We start from the raw sequence: 2,658 nt of genomic DNA on the forward strand, positions 1-2,658 counted from the left end.
CCGGCTGGCCCGGCGAGTTGCCGATCAGGCAGGTCGTCTCGGTCTGGCCGTAGCCGTCACGGATCGCGATACCCCACGCCTTCTTCACGCGCTCGATGATCTCGGGATTCAGCGGCTCGCCCGCGCCGACGATCTCGCGTAGCTTCACGTCGAACGACGCGAGCGGCTGCTGCACGAGCATGCGCCACACGGTCGGCGGCGCGCACAGCGTCGTCACCTGGTACTTGACGAGCGCATCGAGCACGACCTTCGGCTCGAAACGCGCGTAGTTGAATGCGAACACGCACGCCTGAGCATTCCACGGCGCGAAGAAGCAGCTCCACGCGTGCTTCGCCCAGCCCGGCGAGCTGATGTTCCAGTGGATGTCGCCCGGCTGCAGGCCGACCCAGTACATCGTCGACAGATGGCCGACCGGATAGGTGCGGTGCGTATGCTCGACGAGCTTCGGCTTCGACGTCGTGCCCGACGTGAAGTACAGCAGCATCGGGTCGTTCGCGTGCGTGACGGCGTCCGGCTCGAAATCGGCGCTCGCCGCGTAGCCGTCGTTCATCGCGAGCCAGCCCGCGCGCGGCGCGCCGGCGACGATCTTCTGCGCGAGGCCGAGGTCGGGCTGTTCGAATTTCGCGGTTTCGTTCTCGTCGACGATCGCGTATTTCGCGCCGCCGATCTGCACGCGGTCGCGCACGTCGTCAGGTGACAGTTGCGTGGTGGCAGGCAGCACGATCGCGCCGAGCTTCATCGCGGCGAGCATCGCATCCCACAGCTCGACGCGGTTCGGCAGCATCAACAGGATCCGGTCGCCGCGCACGACGCCGATCGAACGCAGCCAGTTCGCGATCCGCGACGAGCGCTCGGACATCTGCGCGAACGAATACGGATCGCCCGTGCCGGTCGCCGCGTCGACGATCCACAGCTCGGGCTGGTCGTTGCCGCGCGCCATCGGGTCGAAGTAGTCGAGCGCCCAGTTGAACGCATCGAGCACCGGCCATTCGAACTCGCGGTAAGCGGTTTCGTAGTCGGTGCGGTGGCGCAGCAGAAAGTCGCGTGCGTCCAGGAATGCCTGTACCGTCATCGTGTCTTCTCCAGTCTCCATGCCTCGCGGTCAACCGGCGCATGCGCTGCAGCCCATGCCCGGTTCCCTGTTGCGCGGCGCATGGTCACGTCGTTGCGTGCCGCGTTCACCGCGCTGCCCTCGTGTCCTGCGTGATGCTTCAAACGGGGCGACCGTCGCGGCTCAAAGCTGCCGCGCGATCACCATCCGCTGCACTTCGCTGGTGCCTTCGTAGATCTGCGTGATGCGCGCGTCGCGATAGTGACGCTCGACTTCGTAATCGACCAGGTAACCGTAGCCGCCGTGGATCTGGATCGCGTCCGAACACACGCGCTCGGCCATCTCCGACGCGAACAGCTTCGCCTGCGACGCTTCCGACAGGCACGGCAGCCCGGCGGTGCGCAGCTTCGCCGCGTGATGCACGAGCAGGCGCGCGGCGTTGATCTGCACGGCCATGTCGGCGAGCTTCTGCTGGATCGCCTGGTGCTCGGCGATCGGCTTGCCGAACTGCACGCGCTCGCCCGCATAGCGGCGCGCCTTGTCGAACGCGGCGCGCGCGATGCCGAGTGCCTGCGCGGCGATGCCGATGCGGCCGCCTTCGAGGTTCGACAGCGCGATCTTCAGCCCTTCGCCGCGATTGCCGAGCAGGTTCTCTTCCGGAATCGCACAATTCTCGAACGTGATCGGGCACGTATCCGACGCACGGATGCCCATCTTCTTCTCGGGTTTGCCGACGATGAAGCCCGGCGTATCGGTCGGCACCAGGAACGCGGAAATGCCGCGCTTGCCGGCTTCCGGGTCGGTCATGGCAAAAACGATCGCGACACCCGCGCGCTGGCCGTTGGTCACGAACTGCTTCGCGCCGTTCAGCACCCATTTGCCATCGCGCAGTTCCGCACGCGTGCGCAGGTTGTTCGCCTCGGAGCCGGCATGCGGCTCGGTCAGGCAGAACGCGCCGATCACGCGGCCGGCCGCCATGTCGGCCAGCCAGCGATCCTTCTGCGCCGGCGTGCCGAAGCCGAGGATCGGCCCGCAGCCGACCGAGTTGTGCACGCTCATCATCGTCGCGCACGCGGCGTCGCCGGCGGCGACCTCTTCCATCGCCAGCGCGTAGGCCACGTAGTCCGTATACGAGCCGCCCAGCTCCTGCGGCACGATCATCCCGAGCAGGCCGAGTTCGCCGAGCTGCGCGACGATCGCGTCGGGCAGGTGCGCGTCGTGGTCCCATTGCGCCGAGTTCGGTGCCAGCATCTCGGTGGCAAACGCGCGTGCGGCATCGCGGATCATCCGTTGGTCTTCGGTGTAAAGCTCGTCCATGGTGCTGCTGTCTCCCGCGGCCGCCGGGCGCGACCGTCCTTGCGTTTCGATGCAACAAGTGTAGGCAAGCAGGCGCGACTGTTCGATGCTCGCGTCGCTCATTTACACTGAGCGTTTTTGCCACACCGGCGGCACGGATGAAGCAGGAAGACAAGGGAACCGTCGCGATCAGCCTCGTCGCTTACAGCGTCGCGCTCGCCACGCGGCGCGGCGTAGCGGCCGAGCCGCTGCTCGCGCACGGTGTCTTATACACATCTGACGCTGCCGACGAATAGAGAGGTGTAGATATC

General features: G+C 66.5%; 2 protein-coding genes. Both read right to left on the minus strand.

The annotated features are described in order from the left end of the window. Window positions 1-1,072: AMP-binding protein (locus JYJ84_RS33640; RefSeq protein WP_205190056.1), on the minus strand; the 1,072-nt coding region annotated here is incomplete at its 3' end. A 162-nt stretch (window positions 1,073-1,234) separates the two neighbouring features. Next, window positions 1,235-2,368, minus strand: coding sequence for an acyl-CoA dehydrogenase family protein (locus JYJ84_RS33645; protein WP_175220037.1), 1,134 nt, complete (start codon window positions 2,366-2,368; stop codon window positions 1,235-1,237). Between the last annotated feature and the right edge of the window lie 290 nt (window positions 2,369-2,658).

The sequence above is a fragment of the Burkholderia sp. LMG 13014 genome (genome assembly GCF_905232215.1).
Lineage (GTDB): Bacteria > Pseudomonadota > Gammaproteobacteria > Burkholderiales > Burkholderiaceae > Burkholderia.